The sequence below is a fragment of the Pyramidobacter piscolens W5455 genome, from assembly GCF_000177335.1.
Classification (GTDB): domain Bacteria; phylum Synergistota; class Synergistia; order Synergistales; family Dethiosulfovibrionaceae; genus Pyramidobacter; species Pyramidobacter piscolens.
This window is the reverse complement of record NZ_ADFP01000059.1, coordinates 16,610-38,674: the sequence shown is the minus strand read 5'-3', so window position 1 is coordinate 38,674 and position 22,065 is coordinate 16,610. Positions and strand designations below refer to the sequence as shown.

At 58.9% G+C, this 22,065-nt stretch carries 21 protein-coding genes and 1 CRISPR repeat array; of the genes, 5 read left to right on the top strand and 16 right to left on the bottom strand.

What is annotated here, in order from left to right; translation table 11 throughout:
• Positions 1 to 68 precede the first annotated feature (68 nt).
• The 4 genes from HMPREF7215_RS05465 to HMPREF7215_RS13155 all read right to left on the bottom strand — a co-directional run bounded on the left by HMPREF7215_RS05465 (position 69) and on the right by HMPREF7215_RS13155 (position 3,295).
• A complete protein-coding gene (locus HMPREF7215_RS05465; protein ID WP_009164702.1) occupies positions 69 to 698 on the bottom strand; it encodes a cyclodeaminase/cyclohydrolase family protein in 630 nt (209 codons plus the stop codon).
• Between the two features lie 14 nt (positions 699 to 712).
• The gene (gene ftcD, locus HMPREF7215_RS05460; RefSeq protein WP_009164701.1) at positions 713 to 1,627 is read right to left on the bottom strand and encodes a glutamate formimidoyltransferase; all 915 of its coding nucleotides are present in this window, start codon (positions 1,625 to 1,627) and stop codon (positions 713 to 715) included.
• A gap of 70 nt (positions 1,628 to 1,697) precedes the next feature.
• Positions 1,698 to 2,969 carry an amidohydrolase family protein gene (locus HMPREF7215_RS05455; protein WP_232205527.1) on the bottom strand — a complete coding sequence of 424 codons (1,272 nt, stop codon included), beginning with the start codon at positions 2,967 to 2,969 and terminating at the stop codon, positions 1,698 to 1,700.
• A 5-nt stretch (positions 2,970 to 2,974) separates the two neighbouring features.
• The gene (locus tag HMPREF7215_RS13155) at positions 2,975 to 3,295 is read right to left on the bottom strand and encodes a hypothetical protein (RefSeq protein ID WP_009164699.1); all 321 of its coding nucleotides are present in this window, start codon (positions 3,293 to 3,295) and stop codon (positions 2,975 to 2,977) included.
• Between HMPREF7215_RS13155 and gltS the strand changes: the two genes are divergently transcribed.
• Positions 3,295 to 4,557, top strand: a complete 1,263-nt coding sequence (gene gltS / locus HMPREF7215_RS05450; protein WP_009164698.1) for a sodium/glutamate symporter — start codon at positions 3,295 to 3,297, stop codon at positions 4,555 to 4,557. The two genes, HMPREF7215_RS13155 and gltS, sit on opposite strands and share 1 nt — an antisense overlap.
• A gap of 304 nt (positions 4,558 to 4,861) precedes the next feature.
• Here the strand turns inward: gltS and HMPREF7215_RS12380 are convergent, their stop codons facing one another.
• The 10 genes from HMPREF7215_RS12380 to HMPREF7215_RS05395 form a co-directional block, all read right to left on the bottom strand.
• Positions 4,862 to 5,338, bottom strand: coding sequence for a D-Ala-D-Ala carboxypeptidase family metallohydrolase (locus HMPREF7215_RS12380; RefSeq protein ID WP_009164697.1), 477 nt, complete (start codon positions 5,336 to 5,338; stop codon positions 4,862 to 4,864).
• Positions 5,339 to 5,550: 212 nt separating this feature from the next.
• Complete coding sequence (locus HMPREF7215_RS05435) at positions 5,551 to 5,913, bottom strand: zinc ribbon domain-containing protein (protein ID WP_009164696.1); 363 nt, start codon at positions 5,911 to 5,913, stop codon at positions 5,551 to 5,553.
• 338 nt (positions 5,914 to 6,251) lie between these two features.
• Positions 6,252 to 6,867: direct repeats of the CRISPR family, unit length 31 nt; unit sequence CTTTCAATTCGCGCGCCCGTGAGGGCGCGAC.
• Between the two features lie 225 nt (positions 6,868 to 7,092).
• The gene (gene cas2 / locus HMPREF7215_RS05430; RefSeq protein ID WP_009164693.1) at positions 7,093 to 7,383 is read right to left on the bottom strand and encodes a CRISPR-associated endonuclease Cas2; all 291 of its coding nucleotides are present in this window, start codon (positions 7,381 to 7,383) and stop codon (positions 7,093 to 7,095) included.
• A gap of 9 nt (positions 7,384 to 7,392) precedes the next feature.
• Positions 7,393 to 8,424 carry a type I-C CRISPR-associated endonuclease Cas1c gene (gene cas1c, locus HMPREF7215_RS05425; RefSeq protein WP_009164692.1) on the bottom strand — a complete coding sequence of 344 codons (1,032 nt, stop codon included), beginning with the start codon at positions 8,422 to 8,424 and terminating at the stop codon, positions 7,393 to 7,395.
• Positions 8,421 to 9,074, bottom strand: a complete 654-nt coding sequence (gene cas4, locus HMPREF7215_RS05420) for a CRISPR-associated protein Cas4 (protein WP_009164691.1) — start codon at positions 9,072 to 9,074, stop codon at positions 8,421 to 8,423. The genes cas1c and cas4 overlap by 4 nt, the downstream gene beginning before the upstream one ends.
• A gap of 1 nt (position 9,075) precedes the next feature.
• Positions 9,076 to 9,942, bottom strand: coding sequence for a type I-C CRISPR-associated protein Cas7/Csd2 (gene cas7c / locus HMPREF7215_RS05415; protein WP_009164690.1), 867 nt, complete (start codon positions 9,940 to 9,942; stop codon positions 9,076 to 9,078).
• 20 nt (positions 9,943 to 9,962) lie between these two features.
• Positions 9,963 to 12,038 carry a type I-C CRISPR-associated protein Cas8c/Csd1 gene (gene cas8c / locus HMPREF7215_RS05410; RefSeq protein ID WP_009164689.1) on the bottom strand — a complete coding sequence of 692 codons (2,076 nt, stop codon included), beginning with the start codon at positions 12,036 to 12,038 and terminating at the stop codon, positions 9,963 to 9,965.
• Positions 12,035 to 12,769, bottom strand: a complete 735-nt coding sequence (gene cas5c, locus HMPREF7215_RS05405; protein WP_009164688.1) for a type I-C CRISPR-associated protein Cas5c — start codon at positions 12,767 to 12,769, stop codon at positions 12,035 to 12,037. The genes cas8c and cas5c overlap by 4 nt, the downstream gene beginning before the upstream one ends.
• 30 nt (positions 12,770 to 12,799) lie before the next feature.
• Positions 12,800 to 15,271, bottom strand: coding sequence for a CRISPR-associated helicase/endonuclease Cas3 (locus HMPREF7215_RS05400; protein ID WP_009164687.1), 2,472 nt, complete (start codon positions 15,269 to 15,271; stop codon positions 12,800 to 12,802).
• Positions 15,272 to 15,421: 150 nt separating this feature from the next.
• Positions 15,422 to 15,991 (bottom strand): TIGR01440 family protein, encoded by a 570-nt coding sequence (locus HMPREF7215_RS05395; protein WP_009164686.1) that lies wholly within the window; start codon positions 15,989 to 15,991, stop codon positions 15,422 to 15,424.
• Between the two features lie 164 nt (positions 15,992 to 16,155).
• On the opposite strand from HMPREF7215_RS05395, the gene HMPREF7215_RS12375 reads away from it, so the two are divergent.
• Entirely contained in the window at positions 16,156 to 17,034 is an 879-nt protein-coding gene (locus HMPREF7215_RS12375) for a tyrosine-protein phosphatase (protein ID WP_050768874.1), read from the top strand.
• An 85-nt stretch (positions 17,035 to 17,119) separates the two neighbouring features.
• Complete coding sequence (locus HMPREF7215_RS05385; RefSeq protein ID WP_009164684.1) at positions 17,120 to 17,644, top strand: HD domain-containing protein; 525 nt, start codon at positions 17,120 to 17,122, stop codon at positions 17,642 to 17,644.
• Between the two features lie 75 nt (positions 17,645 to 17,719).
• On the opposite strand, the gene HMPREF7215_RS05380 is transcribed toward HMPREF7215_RS05385, so the two are convergent.
• Together HMPREF7215_RS05380 and HMPREF7215_RS05375 are read right to left on the bottom strand one after the other, a co-directional pair.
• Positions 17,720 to 18,787, bottom strand: coding sequence for an ABC transporter substrate-binding protein (locus HMPREF7215_RS05380; protein ID WP_009164683.1), 1,068 nt, complete (start codon positions 18,785 to 18,787; stop codon positions 17,720 to 17,722).
• A 354-nt stretch (positions 18,788 to 19,141) separates the two neighbouring features.
• Positions 19,142 to 19,939, bottom strand: coding sequence for an MBL fold metallo-hydrolase (locus tag HMPREF7215_RS05375; protein ID WP_009164682.1), 798 nt, complete (start codon positions 19,937 to 19,939; stop codon positions 19,142 to 19,144).
• A 352-nt stretch (positions 19,940 to 20,291) separates the two neighbouring features.
• Between HMPREF7215_RS05375 and HMPREF7215_RS05370 the strand changes: the two genes are divergently transcribed.
• Both HMPREF7215_RS05370 and HMPREF7215_RS12370 read left to right on the top strand, forming a co-directional pair.
• Complete coding sequence (locus HMPREF7215_RS05370; protein ID WP_009164680.1) at positions 20,292 to 21,461, top strand: DUF2157 domain-containing protein; 1,170 nt, start codon at positions 20,292 to 20,294, stop codon at positions 21,459 to 21,461.
• A complete protein-coding gene (locus tag HMPREF7215_RS12370; protein ID WP_009164679.1) occupies positions 21,448 to 22,011 on the top strand; it encodes a GDYXXLXY domain-containing protein in 564 nt (187 codons plus the stop codon). Before HMPREF7215_RS05370 ends, HMPREF7215_RS12370 begins: the two co-directional genes overlap by 14 nt.
• The last annotated feature ends 54 nt before the right edge of the window (positions 22,012 to 22,065 follow it).

Sequence of the window (22,065 nt, the reverse complement as noted above, 5' to 3'; positions counted from 1 at the left end):
CGTTTTTTGTTTCTTTTTGGGAGCGACGTTTTTGTCTGTGAAAGCCTTGCGCCTTTTCAAGGCGCCGTTTAGCCCAGCGCCTTTTCGATCGCTGCGGTCAGTTCAGCCATGGCCGCGTCGATGACGCCCAAGGCGGCCTTCATCGCCGCGCGTTTTTCGGCGGCATAGGCTTCGTCCTTGATGCCAAGCAGGTTGATGCGCACGTTGTAGGCGGCGCAGGTGCCAGCGGCGCGGGCGAATTGGCCGGCGGTGCCGGCGTCGCTTACGGCGTTGACGTTGCCCTCCCGTACGGCCACGAGCGCCAGCTTGGCCACCTCGGCGCAGAGGTTCAGCGTGCGCAGCGGCGCTTCCACGGTGCCCTTGGCGGCCTCCTGCATGGCCGCCCTGCGGGCGGCTTTCTGCTCGTCGGTATCCTTGGGCAGCTTCATCGCGGCCATGAAGTCGTTGAAGGCCGCGGTGTCTTCGTCGATCAGTTTCAGCAGAGTTTCGGCGTACGCCTTGCCCTTGGCGCAGAGCGTGTCCATGTCGGCCTGCACGGCGGCGTATTTTTCGCGCCCGCTGGTCAGTTCGCCGACCATGGAGACCAGCCCGGCCGCAAGCGCGCCGCCGAGCGCGGCGATGCTGCCGCCGCCGGGCGCGGGCGAGTTGGAAGCCAGTTCCGCGACGAAGGCGGGAAGAGTCATCTCATGAAGAATCATTGCGTGAGCCTCCTTTAGTCCTGCTGCATCAGGTCGAGCAGCTTCAATTCGAGCACCTGTTCGTTGTGGAAGTCGTCGATCTGCAGATAGTAGGCGGCGCTGTCGAGCATGGCACCAGCGGGAATCATGCCGTAGACTTCCGTGCCATTGACGGTGACGCCCCAGCGGGCCGCTTCCATGCGCACGAACTCGAGCACGCGGTACATGGCCGTTTTCTCGTAATCGACCAGATTCATGGAGACCTGGACAAGATGCTTCTCGGGCAGGTCGACGCCCATGCCCTTGACGCAGGAAAATCCGCCGTTGCTGGCGCGGACGCGCTTGGCGATGATCTTGGCGATCTCCACGTTGGTGGTGTTGAGGTTGACGTTGAAAGCGACGAGGAACTTGCGCGCGCCGATGGCGGTGCCGCCCGCGGTGGGGTGCAGTTCGTTGGGGCCGACGTCGGCGGCGCGAGTCGGATCGGTCTTGACCAGCTCCTTCAGGCCTTCGTACTGGCCTTTGCGCACCTGCTCGAGGCGGGTGCGGTCGGGACGCACGGACGACGCTTCGTAATAGAACACGGGCACTTTCAGCTCGTCGTAGAAGCGCTGCGCGAACCTGTGCGACAGCGCGACGCACTCTTCCATCGAAATGCCTTTGATGGGCGTGAAGGGGATCACGTCGACGGCGCCCATGCGCGGATGAGCGCCCTTGTGGACGTTCAGGTCGATGTTGGCGACGGCGACTTTGCCGGCCTCGATCAGCGCGTCGCAGATGGCGTTCGGTTCGCCGCAGAGCGAGACGACCAGACGGTTGTGGTCTTCGTCGGCGCGATAGTCGAACAGGTAGCAGCCTCTGCGGTTCTTGAACGGGGCGACGATCGCTTCGATGACGTCCTTGCGCCGCCCTTCGCTGAAATTGGGTACGCATTCGATCAGTACAGACATGTGGGGCAAAACCTCCTCGATTTTTACGAAATGCCTCCCGCCGACGCGGGACGGCTGATTCAACCGAATATCACGCTTCCGGCGCGGCCGGTTCCGCCGTCATCGCGGCGACTTCTTCGCGCAGCGGGCGTTCCACGTCGCGCTCGACGTCCAGCCCGAGCAGACGGCCGTTTTCTATGGTCTTGCGACCGCCTACGTACACGTCGCGCACCGCGCCGTTTTCGCCGACCCGCAGGTCGGCCCAGCCGCCCACGCCGAGCGCGCCGATATATCCGGCGCCGAAGTCGAAGCGCTGGCGGCCGAAGCCCTCGATCGTCTTCGGCTCGATCGCGCCGCGGTAGCGCGCCTTGAGGAACTCGCGCTCGCCCTGCACGTTCAGATCGTCGTTGCTGGCCTCGCCGTCGGTGCCGCACCACAGAGGGATCCCCGAGGCCAGCAGCGCCGGCACGTCGGGAAAGCCCGTTTTCACGCGCGCGTTCATGCGCGCGTTGAGCACGACCTTCATGCCGTTGCGGGCGACGAGGCGGCGTTCCTCGTCGTCGAGCCAGCAGCAGTCCGACAGGATCACGTGCGACAGCGACGGAACGCGCCCTTCGTCCAGCAGCCGCTGCAAAAACACGACCGGGCGGCAGCCGTGAAGCTTCAGAGAAAGATCCACGTCGCCCCGATCCTCCGAGAGGTGGAACTGCACGGGACGGCGCAGCTCCCAGCCCAACGCGATGCCGCGCGCGATCGCGGCTTCCGTGGAGGCGTGCATGCTGTGAAGCGCCGGGCAGACCATCAGCGTCTCGTCTTCGAGCGACATCAGCTCGCGTAAGTTTTTTTCGGCTGTTTCCGGCGTCTCGTAATAGGAGCGCTGCGAAGCTTTTTTGCCGGCATAAGCGTCTTCGTTGACGATGTCGTAATTCATGCGGCCGAAGATCAAACGGATGCCCACCGACCGCGCCGCCGCCAACACCTCGCGGTCCAGCTCGTTGCCGCGATTGCCGTGCAGATAGTAACTGACCATCACGCTCGTCGTGCCGAACGCCATCATGCGCGCGAAGGCCCGCTCGCAGGCCAGGCGCACGCGCCGCGGCGTCATCGCCGCGGAATGACGGTAGATCGTGTGCCGGCACCACGTGCCCAGATCCCATTCTTTATCGACGATATCCGCGTAGATCGACTGTTCGGGATGGGAATGGGCGTTGAAAAGCCCCGCCCGGATCACGGCGGCGTCCGGCGGAGGGCCTTCCGCGCCGCCCAGCGGCGTCATTTCGGTCACGAGGCCGCGCTCGTCCCATCCGATCCGTCCGTAAAAGACCGACGCGCCGCCGTCGATCCAGCCCGTGAGCTGCGCCATGGTCATCACTCCTCCGCAAGCGTCTTTTCATGAAGATCCGTTTTCCCGCGGCCGCCTGAAATTTTTCGGCCGGGCGCGCCGCGGCCATATCCTTGTTGCCATTTAAACATTTTATTATCAACTATGCAAGCCTTCGCCCCTGCGCGACTCTCCATAACGGACGGGATTTCTTCCGCCGGCGGCGCGGTCGTTGTCCAAATGATTTTATGCCGCGGATTTTTCATTGTATTGAATCTCACAATATGATAAAATTTTTTCGATTTTAAGATTTCGACCCGTTCGGCCCGCGCCCCGAAAAATATCTTTTGATTCAGGAGTGATGTCAATGTCGTGGAGTTTCGCCGAGAACGTTCTGTCCATTCAGTTTGACGCGCTGTGGACCACGGCCGTCGCGCTGTTGCTGCTCATCGTCGGCTACGGGCTGCGCCGCCGCCTGCGCTTCTTCGAGACCTTCTGCATTCCCGCGCCGGTCGTCGGCGGCCTGCTCATGGCCGTTCTCGCCCTTGTCCTGCACCACAACGGCGGCGCCAGCGTCAGGTTCACCACGTCGCTGCAGTCGCCGATGATGCTGGCATTCTTCACCACCGTCGGCATCGGCGGCAGTTTGGCGCTGCTCAAGCGCGGCGGCAAGGCGCTGATCGTCTATCTGGTCTTCTGCTGGATCCTCGCCGTCGTCCAGAACGGCGCGGGCGCGGCGCTGGCCAAGCTGTTCGGCATCCATCCCGCCCTCGGCGTCATGGCCGGGGCCGTCTCGCTCGAAGGCGGGCACGGCGCGGCCGCTTCCTTCGGACCGCTCACCGAAAATCTCGGCGTCGCCGGCGCGGCGGCCGTTGCCATCGCTTCCGCCACCTATGGCCTGATCGCCGGCGGTCTGCTGGGCGGGCCGATCTGCAAATGGCTGATCGACAAGAACCATGTCGATATCCAGGCCAGCGACGACGCCATCTATCAGAAGAGTGCCGCCGAAGTGATGCGCGAAGGCGGCGGCAGCGGCGAGATCACCGCCGATGTCTTCATGAAATCGCTGTGCCTCGTGCTCGTCATCATGGCGCTCGGCTCGCTGCTTTCCGGCTTCATCGCCCGTTTCACCAAAGGCACGAACTTCAGCCTGCCCGGCTACGTCACCGCCATGTTCGTAGCCGTGATCTTCCGCAATCTCAACGATCATCTCCATCTGGTCAAGATCAACGCCAAATGCGTCGACCTGATCAGCGACGTGGCTCTCGGCGTGTTCCTGACCATGGCGATGATGAGCCTGCGCATCTGGGATCTGTACGATCTGGCCCTGCCGCTGATGGGCATCCTGCTGTTCCAGACGCTGCTGATCGCCGCGCTCGGCGCTTTCGTGCTGTTCCCGCTGCTGGGCAGGGATTACGACGCCGCCGTCATGTGCGCCGGATTCCTCGGCCACGGTTTGGGGGCCACGCCCAACGCCGTCGCCAACATGGGGGCCGTCTGCGAACGCTACGGCGTGATGTCGCACAAGGCGTTCCTGATCGTGCCGCTCTGCGGCGCAGTGCTGATCGACCTCGTCGGCCTGCCCAACATCGTCTGGTTCATCAACTGGTGCACGGCCGCGGGCAAGTAGGCCGCACAAAACAAAAAAATCAGCTCCGCCCGTCCGGCAAAGCTGACTTTCGCATCACAAAAAAGCCTGAGGCGAACGATTTCGAACCGTTCGCCTCGGGCGTCTGCTTTTCGCATCTATTTTCATGGGGCGTCCCGCGGGGCGTCGCTCTTGTTTTCACGTTTATTCGCTGTCCGTATTGTTTCTTGATAAAAAGAATTGGCACAGAACGTCGGACACATCGTCAAAAGCCGCGTCGGCGCCGTTTTTCGGGGAGCCGGGCTCGGGCTAAAAAATATTTCTACGTCCCGGCAGATACGACGAATCATCTTTCTCTTTTCGCAGAAATTTCCCACGGCGCCTCCAGCGACAGATGCACGTAATTCCGCCGCGGATCCGGCAACACGGAGCGAAATCCCAGACGCCGCGCCAGCGCGCAGAAGCGCTCCTGTTCGTGGGAGCCGACCGCCACGTCGACCGCCTGGCCGGTCAGATGCCGGCTGCGCGGTACGCCGCCGACATGGGCATTGTGCCGGACGCAGCGTCGCCCGCTGGTAAAGGTCAGGCGCTTTTTCCAGCGCACCTGAAGCTCCGCCAGCTTCTTCAAAAAAACGGCGTCCATGCCTGCCGCGCCGCAGCAGCGGCAGCGCAGCGATTCCATCTGCCGGGAGTCCAGTTCCGCCAGTGCCGGCAGGATGCGGCTCGCTTCCGTTATCGCCTTCGCGTTACGCTCCTGCACGTCGCCCGGTCGCCCCGCCAAAAGCGGGACCGCCAGCGCCGCCAGCAGTTTCCACAACTTCATCGCATCACCTCCCTTCGCGTGAAGTCCTCGCCCGAAGGCAATATACAGAGTGTTTTTTAGACGCCGCAATCACAACTGGACTCCAATAATACTTCGCCACGCGGAACATAGCAAAAAGTCCGGCGCCTTAAGGCATCGGACTTTTTGCATTCGCATGGTTTCGCGCGGAACCGCGCCGTTTATTTTGGGGTGGATTTCGCGGCGGCCGATGCTTACCGGCCGAAGAGCGCCGCGATTTGTTTGACGGTGTCGTCGAAAACGACGCTGAAAGGCTCGCCGGCGAAGAGGCGCTGGAAGGGGACGCGGCTTGCGGGGAAGAAGCAACCGACCGCGGCCACGGCAATGACGACGACAGCCAGCCAGAACCAGAAGCGGCTCTTGCGCGGCGCTTTGTCCTTTTTTGGCGCCACGACCGCGGCGGTTTCGTCAACGCGCACGCGCTTGGGATCGACCTGCAGCGGCGTCTTCACGACGGTTTTGGGCTGTTCGACGGGGCGGGTCGCGCCGCAGTAGGGGCAGAAGTGCTGCTCGTCGCTTTCGAACTTCTTCCCGCAGGATGTGCAGTAAATTGCCATTCTCATCTCTCCTTTGGTGCCGGCGGGGCCGGCCGTTTAGTTTTTATTTTTATGATCCGCTCGCGATGTGCCCAGCAGAGACTGGATCAGCGCGTGCATTTCGCAACAGCGTGCGCACTGGCGAAAGTTTCTGGGCGCACTTCTTGCACAGATCACCGCCCGCCAGCTTGCGGTTGCCAATCAGGCCAATCAGGCCAATCTCGCCGCCGCCAACGATCTTTCATAATCATATGATACCCTACTCGCCACCATTCCACATCGCCCGATCGGGTGAAACGCAAAAGATCCACAAAAGACGCTTGAACAGCAGAAATTCATCACAGCTAGTAAATCAGCCCAGTTAAATTCGCGCGCCCGTGAGGGCGCGACCCGTCTGCGTGACGCCGGTGGCGACGATCTGCCCGCTTTCAATTCGCGCGCCCGTGAGGGCGCGACGTGGTTGCGGGTCAGACATGCGGCCGTCGATTCGCTTTCAATTCGCGCGCCCGTGAGGGCGCGACCGAGATCGATCGTGAGCGCCCTGTTGGCGTGCACTTTCAATTCGCGCGCCCGTGAGGGCGCGACGGGCTGCCACAGGTAGTTGCCTTCGTTGTCCTTCTTTCAATTCGCGCGCCCGTGAGGGCGCGACACGAGCTGCTGCACGCGCCGCGTCGACGTAAAACCCTTTCAATTCGCGCGCCCGTGAGGGCGCGACTACGATCAAGCCGCTGATCGCGGGGTCAAAAAAACTTTCAATTCGCGCGCCCGTGAGGGCGCGACTACATTTTGTGTTATACTGTAAGCATCTCAAAACTTTCAATTCGCGCGCCCGTGAGGGCGCGACATGTGCATGATCTCGTAGGGCGTGGCGCTGCGGAACTTTCAATTCGCGCGCCCGTGAGGGCGCGACCGCCGTCTTGCGGTTGTGGCAGGCCAGACACATGCTTTCAATTCGCGCGCCCGTGAGGGCGCGACAGTGGTACGTTTGAGACGGGTATTTCTCCGCTTTCTCGAAATGCTCCCGCGGAGTCCGTCGCAAGCTTCATTTCCTTGTGGCTTTTACAGTGTATCTTACGAGGATTTTTCCGTGTTCCCATTAACCGCGGCGGCCTAGGGAACGTATGACGAATTTTCTTCGCAGCTGGATGGTTCGACGTGCGTTTGCCGGAGCGCTGATTTTTGCGCGCTTGGGCTTCGCGCTCACAGGATCAGCGCCGATTCCGGGTTGTAACTTTTTTTCGCGCCTATGTGTTCCACTCGTTTTTCCCAGTTGTTGCCCAGAAGGTAAAAGCGCAGGCTGTCCACTTCCGGATCGATTTGGGCGATCAGCTGGGCTTTCAGGGTGATCCACTGGGCCCAATCGAGTTTGCATTCGAACACGGAGAACTGGACGCGGGCGCCGTGATTCTCGCACAACCTGGCGACGCGGCGCAGGCGTTTCGCCCCGCCAGCGCTGTCGGTGCTGACGTCATACGCGATGACTACGAGCATGGCAAGGCCTCACTTGAGGAAGAACGGCGGATAGCCGTCCAGATCGCCGCGCAAAAAACGGGCAAGGAGCATCGCCTGGACATAGGGAAGCAGGCCGAGGGGAATTTTTTCCTGCAGGTAGGGGTGGGTGATTTCTTCTTGTTTGCGGTTTTGCCAGTTTTGCAGAAAGATTTCTTTGCGAGGCGCTTCGTTGAGGAGTACAGCTCCGTTTTCCTGGACGGTAAAGTCGGCGGCAGCGATCTTTCTGAGGTTGACAAGGCTGAGGACGAAGCGGTCGACGAGGTAGGCGCGCAGTTCTTCCATGAGGTCGAGGGCCAGGCTGGGGCGCCCCGGGCGGTCGCGGTGAAGGAAGCCGACGCAAGGGTCGAGGCCGACGCTTTCGAGGGCGCTGGTTATTTCCGCGGCGAGCAGTGAGTAGCCGAAGGAGAGGAGGGCGTTGATTCGGTCGGTCGGAGGCCGGCGGTTTCGGTCGCGGAAGTAGAATTGTTCTTTTTCGCTGAGGATCATGTGATCGAAGCAGCTGAAGTATTCTCCGGCGCTGTCGCCTTCGATTCCGCGGAGAGTGTCGAGATCCGGTTTTTCATGGGTGCGGATTTTCTGGAGCTGGACGGCGAGGTTTCTGATCGGCTGTTCGTAGGGTTCCGATTCCTTGCCGTCGCGGGCGGCGCGCTGGAGAACGGTGCGGCTGTTGGCGATTTTGGCGGCGATGATGGCTCGCGCGATTTCGGCCGATTGAACGGGGTCGTCAGCTTTTCGATATTGCGAGCGACGCAGCAGGACGTTGCCGTGTACGGGAGCGGTCAATTTGGCGATGAAGCGGCCGTAGACGGTCATGAAAGAGACGGCGACGCCGTGGTCGGCGCACAGGTGCATGGCTCCGGGACTGAGACTGATGCGACCGAAGCAGACGATGTTTTCGAACAGATGGATAGGGAATTTGCGCAGGCTTCGCCCTTCGCTGCGGATGTCGACGGTTTCTCCGTCGCGGGCGACGTAGGCGCCGTCGATGTTGAGGTAGAGGGTGTTCAGCAGATGTCTCATACGGCCGCCTCCTCAAGATGTTTTTTCAGGTAGTTTTTCACAGTGCGGCTCATTTTCGGCTGGCAGATGTCGCCGATGGAGCAGCTCTTGCAGTGGGGCAAAAAAACAGCCGGCGGGATGACGCCAGCGTCGAGGAGCTGATGGGCCTGGGCGCAGGCGTTTTCCATTTCGGCGCGGAGCTGGGGGGTGAAGGCGACTTCTTCGCGGCGGCGCGGAGTCCCGTAAAAGAGGGCGCCTGTTTCGATACGGCAGTCGAGCATTTCTTCGAGACAGGCGGCCTGGGCGCAGAGTTGGATGCGATCGCAGTCTTTCGTCTTGGGGCGGCCGTGTTTGTACTCCACGGGGTAGGGACGCCATGTTCCTTTCTGTCCCGGCAGAAGCACGCCGGCGTCGTCCTGATGGAACTCGACGACGTCGGCCACGCCGGAGATCTTCAGGCGCTCGCAGCGCAGGGGCAGGCCGCGGGCGACGTGCAGGCCGGGGCGGTTCTCGCTCTCGTCGGAATGGGCTTTTTCGTGAAGCAGGCGGCCCTGCGCCGTGAAGATGTTTTCCTGCCACTGCCGCTCGATGTGGATCAGCGCCCACTGGCGCGGACAGAACAATAAATGCTGAAGTCCGGAGATCAAAATGTACTCGTCGGAGAGAGGCATGTCACTCCACCGCGCTGTATTCCTCTGGGTTCAAACCATCAAGTGGCGTCACCTCGACTTTGTACTCCCTCCAGCTCGTCGCATCCTCAGGAGCCGTGACCGACAGGCTTCTGTGCACCTGCGCGGAACTATATTGCCCTGTCTTGCAGTTGTGCTTCCACCAATAGACGCGCTTCACTTCCATGCTGCCGTCCGGACGAGCTGACGACGCGTCGTTTTCAAAGAGCGTGATCAGCGCTTTATGAAGCAGTTCCGCATCTTCCTCGGAAAAACCCGTCTTCTCGGCCAGCTGACAGTTGATGCTGCCGTAGAAAACATAGACGCTGTGTGCGACGCGGTGCTTCATACCCATGGTATCCGGTGATTTGGAACCGTCCTTGGTCGGCTTTCCGTTGACGCTTTTCGTGATCTGCATGCTGTCGATATTAACCGGCAAAACGGTCATGGCCGATTGAACGGTTACGGGGCCGCGCACGCCGACGGAAACGCCCTTACCTTTTTCTTCGTCGTCATTTTTGTTGTCGAAGGCAAACACCTGCCCAAAGCTTCTTACATCGAGCCACTTCTTGCAGGCTTCGCGCGCATAGCGCTCGCGGTCTTTCCTGTCGTCTTCGCTCAACTCTTTCTCCGCGCGTTCTTTCAGACTGTTATAACCGTCGTCCGCGCGTTCAGCCGCCTGAACGAAAATTTTTTGTTCAAGGTCCTGCCAGCGGTTGCGGATTTTGCGTTTCAGGCAAACGTCGGAAATCTCGCCATAGCCGTCGTAATTCTCGCGGGGACGATTGCCATTCAGCGGATCGCCATTGGGATTGGCGTTATTCACAGACAGTATTACGGCAAAATCGATTTTGTTCTGCAGAACTGACATCGTTATCTCCTCCGTTATTATTATTCTTCAGAATCTTGCTGCTCAGCAGCTCTTTTCTCGCGTTCCTTTTGCGCTTTCGCTTCTGCGGCGGCTTTCATGTCCTTCTGCAATTTTTCCAACTGGCAGCGGTACCCGAGGATAAAAAGTTCCGTCAGCGGTTTGTCCAAATCATCTGTCCATTCGGACAAGCCAGAAACAATTTCGTTTATTTCCGCCATAAGTCTGGCTTTTAGTCCGAATCTTGAGCTCTGTAACTTTCCAGTGTACGGCTGGAGCTGTGATTCCAAAATCTGCCATGTTTTCATGGGGCGCTTGGAGAACTGATGCATCAAACGCTCTGCATTGGTCTGCCTGTTCTCTCCGTCGAGCTTGTTCACATAACCTTCGATATTTTCAGCATACGCCAGCAAGCGGCCGAACTGATAACTGCGATCCGGGTAATCGGGTTGAAGCGCCACCGTTATCTCCTCCTTTTGTCCTCGATCGTTATAGTATTTTCTTACAAGCGCGCAGGTGATCGTCATGATCATTTCGCGATCCAAGTCTTCCTTTACAGCCGCCGGATTTGAAGCGCGTCTGAACAGCGTTTTGACAAGATCCCCCGGCAACGGGCGGCTCTCCAAAATGCAGGGGATCAAACGATCCATTGTGGCATGAAGCAGATGGTCGGGTATGGGGTGTTGGGGCTTAGGTCTGGGATCAGCCGGAGAAATTTGGTATGCCGCCTTGATGATATCCAGAGGCGCAGGGGCTCCGAAAAAGGCATGCATTTTCTTTTCGCCCTTCTTGTCGCGCTTGTACGTATGAAGCCATTGGCAGGTATTGTGCCAGTTTTCGATTCGGTTCAGAAAATCCGAGCCGGACACTTCTTGATAATAGGTCACGGCTAACCGACCGTCTGTAGCTGAATTCAGCCCCAGCACGACAACTTGCGAAGCCCCATCCAGCTCTTTTTTGTATCCCTGCATGACAAGAATCAGACGCTTCGCAAATCCCTCACGGGTATTAATATCGCCGTCAAAAGTCGAATTATCCGTTGGATCCTCTGTCAAAAGGTCTGCGCTGTCATCGTCAAAGGCCGGGATTCTCTGGTTTTTCGTTCCCCAGATAACATAAATCTGCCCTTTCTCATGCCAACTCTGTTTCTGTACCAACCATCGCAGAGCGTTAAAAGCTTTTTGCGAAGTCTCATACCCCACACACATAGCCTGTTTGGACGTAGCGAAGCGGCCTCGATAGGTAAAGTTCTCAGAATCATTTGAGGAGATCAGTTTCGACTTTGAGTTCGTAAATGGGATACGACAAAGATGTTTCAGCCCGGGAACAATTTCCCACCCCTGTACATAACATAAGTCCGTACCGCGTTCAGCCTCCAATTTTTCCAGATAGTATTCTTTATAGGACTGCCAGAAAGCCGGCACCTCCCAAATTTTGTCTCTCACTTCTCCCGGGTAATGAACGCGGATTCGGACAAAAGCCTCAGATACATCAGGGACGATTTTTCTATTGTAAAGAGGATATTTTACGATTTCTTTACGAGGAACCTGCACAGCCACAATATGCTCCGGAATACTACCTCTGAGGATATTCCGTGCAATGAGGTCCGATACCAGAGTATTCCTTTTTAAATAAGTCACGATTACGTCAAGATGCTTTTTGACAATTCCATCACATCGTGCCGCTAGTTCATTCAGGCGCTGCATATAAAGTGTACGGGCTTCATGGAATTCCTGGCGGCTTTCTTCATTCTTCTTACGAAGTTTATCTGATGGTTCCTCGTTGCTTTTGAGCCAGAGATAATCATAGTAGTCGCCGGCCATATACTTAAGCTTGTCGAAGAGTACATGCGCGCACGCGCCGCTCGTTCGATTCTGAGAATCTTCCGTACATGGGATGAACGTGTTCTGTTCTTCGCGCTCTTCTATTACCCGCGCATCGATAATCTTTCCTCCAGTATCAAGCGTTAGTTCAACCTGAACGGATTGAACCATCTGCCCTACGGGTGCAAGCATTGGAGCATCAACAATCTCTCGATTCGATTTCAGTACCTCCGCACAGTTGTCGTAGGTATCATACAGTTTTTGCAACCAGCTCATGCTTGTATCGCCTCCCTGCACAGCTCTTCCACAGGTTGGCAGTTGCGCCTCAACATAAAGGATTCTTTCTCCCAATCACACAGTTCTCTGACCTCGGTGCATTGATATGGCAACATAAAGTTAATAATTCCATACGCCATTACAGGACGCCAAAGTCTCAGTTCCAGCTTTTCCCTGCCAGTATCAGAAGGATAATTGAGCCCATGATACATCATGCCAAAACCCAGTTCAGGCGTCTGATCGTAAGCCCCCCTCCCTTCTCCAAACGTACACGGTTCGACATATCCCTGGCATTCGCGCGTGCCGAGAAAGATATCCCGCCGTCCGCCTCGTTTGATCATTCGCTGCGCGATCTGAAAATGTTTGTCTTCGTTGCGATCCGGAGCAAGGTCGGGCATGTTCGGATTCCATTCGAAATGGGCTTCGACCTGATAACGGACTTTGTACAGATACGTGTAGTACGAAAGCGTGTTCGCAGCCGCATTCGGTCCATGCGCGTACAATATCGGCTTTACTCCTTTCGTCTGCATTCTGATGGGATTCATCACGCGCACTCGGTCGATGTACCAGATGAACGTCGGTTTCCAATAGATGCTCTCCGTAATGCCGACAAGCGCCTGATACGTCGGGATCGGGTAGGTGCTTTTCTCGCCTCCGACCCGCGTCAGGGGATCGCTGAACAACGCATACTCTCCCCAGACTTGATAAGCAACCCTGTTGGCTTTTTGCATGCGTTCGCCTCCTTGTTCTTTTTTGCCGATTCAGCAAATGTACTTGGCCGGATCGACGCCGCCCTCAAAAACTATACCATATTCGTCATCATAAGACTCTTCGTCCAGCAAACAATAAATTCCCAAGTCCTCGAAAAAAAGCAGTTTGTGGTCTTTTTCCAATTTCCTCAGGCCGTCTGGATAGACACTGACCGAATACCGCTGCAACTCGCGAAAGAGCGTCTTTTTATCAAGATAATCCGAAGCGGAAAGCAGCTGCCGCTGCAATTCGATCCCTTTGCCGTACGGGACAAGGATTCCCGTCGTGTTCTCGTCGATGACGCGAAACTCCCTGCCAGCCGTGCGAAACGCCTGGTGCAGGATTCCATGGTGCGCCCTTTCGTGCCTGCTTTCATATTCTACCCGCGCCGTTCTGTTCGCCGCGAGGTAATCGAAAAGCGTCCGTCCGGCGTCATGAGGCGCAGGATAGTCCATCGATCCGCGCTGCCCATGGTAATAGTAACGATAATACGCGCGAAGCGTTTCTTCGGAAAAATAATCCTGCACGGGGAAAAACGGCATATCGGAAAGAACGCGGGTCATCGCATCCTGCGCCCTGCGCAGATCGGGCAGCATGGCGAGACCTGTTTCTTCGTAACGGATAAGGTAGACATAGCCGCGTTCCACGAACTTGTTCCGGTTGCAGCGGCCGGACGCCTGCGTCAAACTGTCCAGCCCTGTCTTGGAACGGATCACCGCGTCGAAAGAAATATCGACGCCGGCCTCGATCAGATTGGTGCTGACGCAGATCACCGCCTTATGCTGAGCCAGGAGCGAATTCATCTCGGCGATTTTCGCCAGACGGTGAGCGCCGCACATGTTGGTGCTCAAATGAAAGAAAGCAACGCCGGCGCGGCCTTTCGCCTTCAACTGCGCGTAGGCTTCTTTCACCGCTTTCTTCGTATTGAGAACGATCAGGACGCTCCTGATCTCGCGGGAAAGTTGAAGAACGAATTCAGAGAGAGTTTCCGCCGTGTAAGGCTCTTCCTGTGTCTTATCGACGATCTGAACGCGATCAAAGACGGGGAAACGTTTTCTGACGTCCCGAACCAGATCGGCAGGTTCCGAAAAGCGCAGCGGACGGGCGATCTCTTCCAAGGCAGGCTGAGTCGCCGAACAGAGGATTACCGTGCAGCCGCAGAAGCCGGCAAGGAAATCTATCGCCAGGTTGAACATGCTGATACACTTGACGGGAACGCTTTGCACTTCGTCGAAAATCAGCACCGAATTGCACAGCTGGTGCATGCGGCGCACGCACTGTCCGCGGCCGGAAAAAAGTGCCTCGAGGAACTGGACCTGAGAGGTAAGAATGATCGGGATATCCCAGCGCTCCGCAAACTTGTCCAGCTGGTCCTCTTTTTCGTGCAGCCGTTTCTCGTTTTCATCCGTGCCGGGGCCGACAAGATTCGAGTGATGCTCAAGAAGGATGTCGCCGCGGCCGAACGTCTCGCGCAGATTTTGCGCTGTCTGATCGATAATCGTCGTGAACGGCGCCACATAAAATACGTGATCTTTTCCAAACTTTCGTGCCAGATACAGAGCGCTTCTCATCACGGCGAGCGTCTTGCCGCCGCCGGTAACGACGTTGAGGCGGTAAATGCCGGACGGTTCCCGCATTTTTTTCGCCGATTCCAGACATTCATCGGAGATCTGGCGGCGCGCCGTGTTGATCGGAGCGTCGGGAAAACCGTCAAGGCGTTTTTCAAGTTTTGCCGCCAGCTCCGCCCAAAGCTTCGGATCCGTTGTGTACGTCGCCGCCTCAAGACGATTTTCCCAGCAGGCCGAAGCGTACCTGTCGCCGTCGCAAAGGCAGGAGAACGCCATTCGCGTCAGCAGGCCCCTGAAAAATTCTCGTTTTTCCGCGCGGCGGTGCAATATTTTTCGCTTTTCTCCAGAGGAACGGTTTTCTTGTCTGACGTCTTCGGGATAAACGTCGGCATTGCAGCGTTCCGTAAAAACTTTCATTATCGTTCGCAGTTCTTCGGCAGCCGACTTGAGCAGCTTACGGATATCGTCTTGCGGAACAACCCCTTGCTGAAATCGCGCGATCGCTTCCGCTTGAGCCGCGTCGGGAGGCTCTTGAAGACGCTCTTCATAGGAAGCCGCCCCGTCGGGCTCGACCATGTCGGGAAGCCCGCTATGGTGGCCCCAAACAACCAGTTCGGCAATCTCGGCCACATACCGTTCGTATGACTCGTCCGGAAATTCCTGCGCTATCCGGCAGAGCAGTTTTGCACCCGTCGGCGCGTGAGGAATCATTTCACTCTGTTCATCGCTCAGCAGGTAGCGCTGCCATTGTTCGGAACTTTTTCCCGCGTCATGAACGAGCCCGACCAGACGCCCCAAAGACGGTACGCCGAATTTTCGACAGCTCCGCTCGCATAAGTCCGCAACCAGCCGAACATGATCCGCAAGGGCTTCCCTCCGGTCTGATCCGTCGCGGGCCTTTCGGGAACAAAGCATTCTTTCACTCCTTTCGCGCGCAGATTTGCGCGTTTTGCGAAAACCGCGAAAGTCTAGAGACAAAAATGAATCCTTTGGGCAACAGATCCGGTTGACAGAGTGCGGCACATCCCCTGCTTTCCCAGCCTTCCAGAGCGGTTTTGCGTGGGTTTACCGCTTGATATCGCCGCCGGAGAGCGCGTCGTCGTAGACGGCCCGCGCGCCGCCGACGAACTTGGGTCGCGTGCGCGCGCAGACCAGGTTGGCCGCGCCGATCTTCTTCACGGAAACGCGCACGGGCACGGCCACGTCGCGCAGGTGCATGCCGATCAGCGTGTCGCCGATGTCCATGCCCGCGGCGGCGCGAATGTGCTCGACGGCGACGGGGCATTCGCAGTTTTCGTAAACGGTCATCGCGAACGCGCCGCCGGCGTGCAGCTGCGGCACGACGTTGCAAATTTCCGCGCCGGGAAGCAGCGCCGCTTTTTCCACGATCAGGGCGCGGTTGAGGTGCTCGCAGCACTGCGCCGCCAAAAAAAGCCCGCGTTCGCGCAGTGCCGGCATCACGCCCTCGTAGACGGCCTCGGCGATTTCCGCGTTCGAGCCTTTGCCGATGCGGAAGCCGCCGATCTCGCTGGAGGAACAGCCGACCACGAAAATTTCGCCGGGTTCCGTGCGCGCGACGGCCAGCAGTTCGCCGACCGCCTGCGCCGATAAGACCTTGATTTCTTCGTAAGACATCTTTCAGGACCTCCTTTTTTTAATTGGAACTTTCACTGTTTTTCATTGTAGCACTTCGCGTTCCCTCGCCGGCGTTCCACGTGGAACGAGGCGGCGGCAAACCGTCGCCGCGCCGCTGTGATACAATCAGCCTGAACCGCCTTTTCGGAAAGGATAAGGAAACGATGCTGAAAAAACTGTTATCGCTCTGTGCCGCCGCGCTGGCGCTGGCCGTCAACGAGGGCTCTTTCGCGGCAGACCGCGGTTTGACGGCGCTGAAAGACGACGCACGAAAACTGCGCGATAGTCCGCTCGAATCGTTGCGGGTCATGCCGACTGTATCCGAAAAAGAAGACTATGCCGAACCGCATGAGCGCCTGCGGGCCACCGATGTGCGCGGCGATTACGACAGCGACGCCGTTTTCGCCAACTTTCGCGAAGTTCGCGGCGGCCGCCTGAAACGCCGTTCTCTGTATCGCTCCAGCATTCCCTCGAGCACAGAGCGCCCGCGCGCGCCCTATGCCGACCGGTTGGCGCGAGAAGCCGGCATCCGCACCGTGCTGAACCTGGCCAACTCGCCCGAACGCCTGAAGAAGAACATGGAAAGCCCCGCCTGCCGGTCGTCGTACTATCGCATGCTCTGGCGCGGCGGCGGCGTGATCGCTCGTGCTTTGCCCGCCGCGCCGGAGCACGCGGCCTTTCGTGCCGGACTGGCCGAAGAACTGCGTTTCATGACAAAACGTCCCGCCCCGTATCTGATTCACTGCGCCGAGGGCAAGGATCGCGCCGGATTTGTCAGCTTTCTGCTGGCGGCGCTGCTGGACGCTTCTTTGGACGAATTGAAAAACGACTACGGCCAAAGCTTCGTCAACTATTACCACTTGAAACGCGGCGAGCCCCGCTACGTCATGCACGTGGACGACGGCATCGAATCCTTTTGCCGCACCGTTGCCTGGGCCCCGCAGGAGCCGCTTCGTCGGGCCGCCGAGCGTTATCTGCGCGGCATCGGCCTGACCGCCGTCGAGATCGAAACGTTGAAACGCCGCCTGGCGCAAGACGGCTGAGAGCGAAATTCGTTTGTGGAACAGGAGTCGCTGTTTTCCTCATTTTAAGTATAATTGGAGCATCACACCACAGGGGGGTGTCGAAATGAATCCGAAGCACGCGCGCCTGCTTGCTGCGGCAATTCGCTATGACCGCGGCGACGCCCGGCGCATTCAGCATTTCGTCAAGGTCCACGATCTGGCCGCGGCAATCGGCGCGCTGGAAGGGCTGGACGAAGAGACGCAGTTCATTCTCGAGACGGCGGCCATTCTCCACGACATTGGCATCCATCAGGCCGAAGCCAAACACGGCAACGGGCACGGCAAGTATCAGGAGCAGGAGGGGCCCGGCGTCGCCGAGGCAATCTTGCGCGAGCTCGGCGGCTACAGCGACGCGCAGGTCGAGCGCGTCAAATATCTGATCGCTCATCATCACACCTACAGCGACATCGACGGCATCGACTACCAGATCCTCGTCGAAGCCGACTTTCTTGTCAACGTTTTCGAAGAAGGTTCCGACTGTCACGACCTTGCCGAAAAGATCAAGGAACGTCTCTTCAAAACGGCAACCGGGAAACGTTTCCTAGACGACATGTTCGCCGCCGACGCGTATCGGCCGCTCACGTCCTGAAAGATTTTCATAAACAAATCGCGGCAATCCGCCGGGAAAGATCCGACGGACTGTCGCGATTTGTTTTTTCAACGGTTATTTATGCAGAACCGAGGCGCTTCGCACCTTGTTTTGCGAGTCTTCCAGCTGGTCGCTCCGCGCCACTTCGCTGGTCCAGCGGTCGATCAGGCGCAGGCGGTTCTGGCTTTTCCACGGCACACTGCACTGGAGCAGTTTGATCGAATCCAGATCGAGCAGCTTGTTGAGCTCCCGCAGTTCGGGACAGGCGGGAAGGTAACACGGTTTTTGCTCCATGCGGCTGCGCGCGAAATCCAGTGACGCCAACCACTGCAACAGAGACTTCGCCTCTTCGGGGCAAGCCGCGCCGTCGAGCAGCGCGCAGCCGTCCACCGCATATGTCACGCCCTCCTTGGGGAAAACGACTTCCACGGGATAACCTTCCAGCTTCAGGCTCATCGCGTCCACGTAATAGAACACGCCCGCCGCGGCCTGCCCCATGGCGACGGGCATGGCCCCGCCGACGCCGTTTCTGGCGTATGTCCGCACGTTTGCCGCCAGCTTTTTCTGGTACTCGAAAGCTTCTCTCTCGCCGTAGACGCGCACCAGCGAATAAAGCTGTTCCGCGGCCGTCGCCGACGCGCGGGGATCGGCCATCTGCAGCGCCCCGCAATACGCAGGGTCAAGCAGATCCTGCCAGGAATCGGGCATTCTCAGGCCGTTCTTCTCGATAAAATTCCTGTTGACGAGAAAACACAGCGGCGTCACGCCGATGCCGAACCAACGATTGTCCGGATCGCGATACCCGACCGGCATCGCTTTGGCCGCTTCGGGAACGTACCGGGCCAGCGCGCCTTCGCGTTTGGCGGCATCGTAAATGTCGGCCGGACCGCCAATGATCAGGTCAGCCTGCGGACAGACCTTTTCGGCGATGACGCGCCGCAGCATCTCGCCCGATGAGAGTCGCGAAAAGTCGACCCGCAAACCGGTATAATCGGTAAAACGTTGAAACAGGACCGCTGCATCCTTCTCCGGGATCGTCGTGTAGACGCGGATCAGCGGCGGCGCGGCAAACTTCCGATACAGCCATAATCCCGCTACCACGGCCAACACGGCTGCAAAAGCAAACGCACTTTTTCTGCGCACGGAAAATCAATCCCCCCTGCACTGGAACGTTCCTTGATACGGTCAGCGCTTGTTCGTTCTTTTCGGAACTTTCTCCAGGACTTTCAAATATTATACCCGTTCATTGCCTCTTTTTGCAGGAGACAACATAGAAAAAAAGACGGATTTGCTCTTCGCTTCAGGATACTTTCCAAACCGGCCGACAAAGCGCGCCAAACGGCGGCGCCGTTTTTGGGGGGAGCCACGAAGGCGGCCCGGCCGTCCGTTTCGCCAAAGATAAAAAAAGACGGAGCGAAACCGTCCGATCCGTTCCGAACCGTTTTCGCTCCGTCTTCGCCGCATTTTTATCCGCCGCGCGTTTCCGCTGCGCGAGGCTCAAAGCACCAGTTCATCGCCAGTCGCCAGATAGCGCAGCTGCTCGCCCATCCTCTGCCGCAGGTAATCATATTGGGGCACCCCTGTGCAATGGCAGGTGTAGTACGTCACGGGCCAGTGTTTCAGTTCGGCCGCGGCCGCATCCATGCGGCGGAACTGATCTTCCGGCACGTCCTTGAAGTGAAATCCGCCGACGACCGCCTGAGCCCCTTCTTTCGAGGCCCATCCCATGATGTTGAGAATACCGCGGTGACTGCAGCCGCTGATCAGGACCTTCTTCGCCCCTTCGCTGACCAGCAGGTACTGTTCGTGGGCGAACTGTTCCGGCACCAGCACGCCGCCGGCCTCCATCATCATGCCGCAAGTATCGACGGGCCACTCGCAAGGCTTGCCCGCGTAGCTGGCGATGGTCAGCTCGTTGTCGAGGCGCAGGCGGTCCTCGTTGACGGCAACGATCCGGGGATGGCCGATCAGCCGCGGTTCCACGCCGATGTATTTGCCGTCGCAGTTGTAACGCGCCCGGTCGTAAGTCGCGCGCGCGTAAAGTTTGGCGTGATCGTTCAGACGGAAAAACGTCGTCACGCCGCCCGAATGGTCGCTATGCCCGTGAGACAGTACGGCCGTATCCACGGCCGCGAGGTCGACGCCCAGCGCACGCGCGTTTTTCGCAAACAAACCGCTGGCGCCCGCATCGAACAGCACTTTGTGGCGGTCAGTCTCGATGTACAGGCTCAAACCGTGCTCCGCGCGGCAGCATTCTTTCCCCGAGGTGTTCTCCATCAAGGCCACAATCCGCATGAACAATCCTCCTTAAATGCGTTGTTTTCCCCATGATGAGTTCTTTTATTATACCGTGGTACGATCAAAATACAATTATCGTGGATCCCGCCTCTTCATAGAAACTTATTTCTCTTTTGGTGCAAAGATCGCGAACGCAAAATTTTTAATGCGACGGAAAAGGGACTGCCGCGGCACGCGCCCCGCTTTCCCTGTTCGCCGGGCGCCGGCGCGGCGGCCGACTGAAGCATTGGGAAACGTCGCGCTGTCGTGACGTTCGCGCCATCTTGCGCGCCGGGAGAAAATGCTTTAAGCTGTATACGGCGGTCAATGTCCGCGAGACGATCCATGAACGCGAAGGGAGCCGGAAAAGATGACTCGCTCTATTTCAAAACGGAAGCTGGACTTTTTGCGGGAAGAACTGCAGGTCTGGCAGGAAGAGGGCTTGATCGGCGCGGATTCGGCGGCGCGGATCGCGTCGCTCTACTCGGCGCGCTCGCGCAGTTTCGCGCAAACGTTGCTTTGCGCGGGCGCGGCGCTGGTCGGGCTGGGGGCCATCAGCGCGGTGGCGGCCAACTGGTGGACGATCCCGCGCCTGCTGCGGACGGCGCTGGTCCTCGCGGCGTACGCGCTGTCGATGGGCGCGGCCTGTTTCTGCGAGAAAGATTCTCCGTCCGGCGCGCGGGCGCTGCGGCTGCTGGCCGGGCTGATCTTCGGCGGCGGCATCTTCCTGGTCGCGCAGATGTATCACCAAGACGGGCACTGGTCCACGGCGTTCGGCTGGTGGGCGCTGGGGCTGATTCCGGCGGTGCGAATCTTCCGAGACGCCTGGCAGATGTATCTGCTGCAGGCTGTTTCGTTGATTTACGTCGGCGGGCAGGGAATGTTTTTCTGGGGAAGAATGCCCGATCTCGCGCCGTTTCGCGGCGACGTCTTACCGGGGGCACTGCTGCTGGTGCTTTGGTGGCTGTGGCGTCAGACGCGCGGGAACCTGCGCGCGTTTAATTTCAACGTGCAGCTGACGATCCTTTTCCTGTTCACGCGGCTGCTATGGTATTTCAGCCTGACGGAAGCGCTGCTGGCATCCTTCGCCGCGGGGCTCGCATTGACGGCGTGGCCGCGCGCGGACGCCGCGGCAGGATGGCGGGCTTCGCTGTCGCGCTGGGGGATTCTGATAACGGGGATCGCCGGAGTCGCGCTGTCGGTCCCGGAAGTCTGGTACGACTTTCCGTACCTGCGCGTTGTGGACGGAACGGCGGCGCAGGGACTGAACGCGCTGCGCCTGGCGGCGAACGGCGCGGCCGCGCTGACGGCCGCCGTCATGGGCTGGCGTCTTTACCGGGGCTCGCGCTTGGGCGGCGCGTTTCTCGCCCTGCTCGTCCTGCGTTACTTCGTGGATCACTTCTTCGGCTTCATGCCCAAGGCGGCGGCGTTCTCGGGGCTCGGCCTGCTGTGCCTGCTCGCCGGATTCTGGTGGGAACGCTCGGCGCGCCGCAAAAAGACAAAACGCGACAAGGAGGGCGACGTTCATGAAACGCTTTAAATACCTGGCGGCGTCGTTGCTGCCCGTGATGATCCTGCTGGCGCTGCCGCTCCGCCCCGCCTGCGTGTCGCGTTTCGGCGCGGAGGTCACGCTGGCGGTCCGCCCCGTGGACCCGCGCGACCTTTTCCGCGGCGATTACGTGGCGCTCAGCTTTGAAGCCGAATCGGTGCCGCTGGCGCTGTTTCCGGCTCACGGCGGGAAACGGCCGGATTCCGCCGTGCCGGATCTCGGCACATGGTTCGTGGCGCTGGCGCCGGACGAAGAGGGGCTGTGGGCTCCCAGCGGAGTTTTCGCGGAAGTTCCCGAAGGCCCGTGCCTGAAGGGGACGGTGAAATATCTGGCCGAGCGCGCCGACGGCTCGATGGCGGCGGAAATGGACTACGGGAACTGGCTGAAACGTTTTTACGTCAAAGAGAACGCCGGGCGCGCGCTCGAAGAAGCGGCGCGGCAGTCCCGCCTGCGGGCGATCGTAAAAGTCTGGCGCGGCATGGCCGTGATCCAGTCGGTGGAAGTCGTTCCGGATACGGCTCAACCACGTGTTCTCCACTAAGCGGAAGCGGACGTCGATCCCGCGGCGAAAAAAACATAGAATTTGCGCTGATTT

What these genes read in the sequence shown, in the direction of transcription:
- cas4 (WP_009164691.1), bottom strand. Translation starts at nt 9,074, where the DNA reads ATGCCTCTCTCCGACGAGTACATTTTGATCTCCGGACTTCAGCATTTA.
- HMPREF7215_RS05435 (WP_009164696.1), bottom strand. Translation starts at nt 5,913, where the DNA reads ATGGCAATTTACTGCACATCCTGCGGGAAGAAGTTCGAAAGCGACGAG.
- ftcD (WP_009164701.1), bottom strand. Translation starts at nt 1,627, where the DNA reads ATGTCTGTACTGATCGAATGCGTACCCAATTTCAGCGAAGGGCGGCGC.
- cas8c (WP_009164689.1), bottom strand. Translation starts at nt 12,038, where the DNA reads ATGAGCTGGTTGCAAAAACTGTATGATACCTACGACAACTGTGCGGAG.
- HMPREF7215_RS05370 (WP_009164680.1), top strand. Translation starts at nt 20,292, where the DNA reads ATGACTCGCTCTATTTCAAAACGGAAGCTGGACTTTTTGCGGGAAGAA.
- cas5c (WP_009164688.1), bottom strand. Translation starts at nt 12,769, where the DNA reads ATGCAAAAAGCCAACAGGGTTGCTTATCAAGTCTGGGGAGAGTATGCG.
- HMPREF7215_RS05465 (WP_009164702.1), bottom strand. Translation starts at nt 698, where the DNA reads ATGATTCTTCATGAGATGACTCTTCCCGCCTTCGTCGCGGAACTGGCT.
- cas7c (WP_009164690.1), bottom strand. Translation starts at nt 9,942, where the DNA reads ATGTCAGTTCTGCAGAACAAAATCGATTTTGCCGTAATACTGTCTGTG.
- HMPREF7215_RS05400 (WP_009164687.1), bottom strand. Translation starts at nt 15,271, where the DNA reads ATGCTTTGTTCCCGAAAGGCCCGCGACGGATCAGACCGGAGGGAAGCC.
- HMPREF7215_RS05375 (WP_009164682.1), bottom strand. Translation starts at nt 19,939, where the DNA reads ATGCGGATTGTGGCCTTGATGGAGAACACCTCGGGGAAAGAATGCTGC.
- HMPREF7215_RS05395 (WP_009164686.1), bottom strand. Translation starts at nt 15,991, where the DNA reads ATGTCTTACGAAGAAATCAAGGTCTTATCGGCGCAGGCGGTCGGCGAA.
- HMPREF7215_RS12370 (WP_009164679.1), top strand. Translation starts at nt 21,448, where the DNA reads ATGAAACGCTTTAAATACCTGGCGGCGTCGTTGCTGCCCGTGATGATC.
- cas1c (WP_009164692.1), bottom strand. Translation starts at nt 8,424, where the DNA reads ATGAGACATCTGCTGAACACCCTCTACCTCAACATCGACGGCGCCTAC.
- HMPREF7215_RS12380 (WP_009164697.1), bottom strand. Translation starts at nt 5,338, where the DNA reads ATGAAGTTGTGGAAACTGCTGGCGGCGCTGGCGGTCCCGCTTTTGGCG.
- HMPREF7215_RS12375 (WP_050768874.1), top strand. Translation starts at nt 16,156, where the DNA reads ATGCTGAAAAAACTGTTATCGCTCTGTGCCGCCGCGCTGGCGCTGGCC.
- cas2 (WP_009164693.1), bottom strand. Translation starts at nt 7,383, where the DNA reads ATGCTCGTAGTCATCGCGTATGACGTCAGCACCGACAGCGCTGGCGGG.
- HMPREF7215_RS05455 (WP_232205527.1), bottom strand. Translation starts at nt 2,969, where the DNA reads ATGGCGCAGCTCACGGGCTGGATCGACGGCGGCGCGTCGGTCTTTTAC.
- gltS (WP_009164698.1), top strand. Translation starts at nt 3,295, where the DNA reads ATGTCGTGGAGTTTCGCCGAGAACGTTCTGTCCATTCAGTTTGACGCG.
- HMPREF7215_RS05385 (WP_009164684.1), top strand. Translation starts at nt 17,120, where the DNA reads ATGAATCCGAAGCACGCGCGCCTGCTTGCTGCGGCAATTCGCTATGAC.